Source organism: Vibrio sp. Y176, from assembly GCF_033438945.1.
In genome coordinates this window covers 1-651 of the sequence record NZ_JAWOQS010000659.1, presented here as the reverse complement: position 1 = coordinate 651, position 651 = coordinate 1, and the positions used below count along the sequence as shown (strand labels likewise).

The following is a 651-nucleotide window of genomic DNA, read 5'->3' as shown; positions in this document are numbered from 1 at the left end:
ATCTAAACGGATGGTTAACACGGGATCATCACTAAAGGTTGGTTGAGCCCAAGCACTAGGCATGAAACCAACGTCATTCTCCTCATTACCGCTGGCTTCATCTGTGTCCTCACCAGCAGAACGTTTGATGGTTTCGTCGAAGTTGGTTTGACATGCTAGAGCGTTTGCAAAGCCTATATGCAGATCGCCATCTTCGAACGTCGGTGCAAAGTCTCTTAAATCTGCGAAGGTTGTGAAGTGAGTGAATGGGGTGTTCATTGCGGTAAAGCCAACTTTTTTCGCCCACCACATGAATTGGTCTACGCTCCATTGATGGTCTTCAACCCCAAAAACACTAAACGTAATTGGCTCGTCAGGAGAATCATTGGAAAGTTTAGTATTACGCATACCACCCATTTCCATCGCTAAGTCACGAATACCGAACTCCCAATTAGGAATAACTTCATCGATGATAGGATCATATTGGCAGTTCAGGTTTCTGTCGTGGAACGCACGAAAAGCAATATCAAAGTTTGGCGGTTCTGGCTCTGCAGTCTTCGCTTTGAAGTTATCTGTTTTCGAGAATCGAGGGATAAATCCAAAGAACCCGGCACAGTTTTCACCAGTTTCTTCGCCATACAGGTCAGTACCTTCACAAGCGGCTTCTACGCT

1 pseudogene is annotated in these 651 nt (G+C 45.5%); it reads right to left on the bottom strand.

Going from position 1 to position 651, the window contains the following annotated elements:
- Window positions 1-651: pseudogene (locus tag R7O13_RS27915) on the bottom strand (hypothetical protein); the annotation flags it as partial.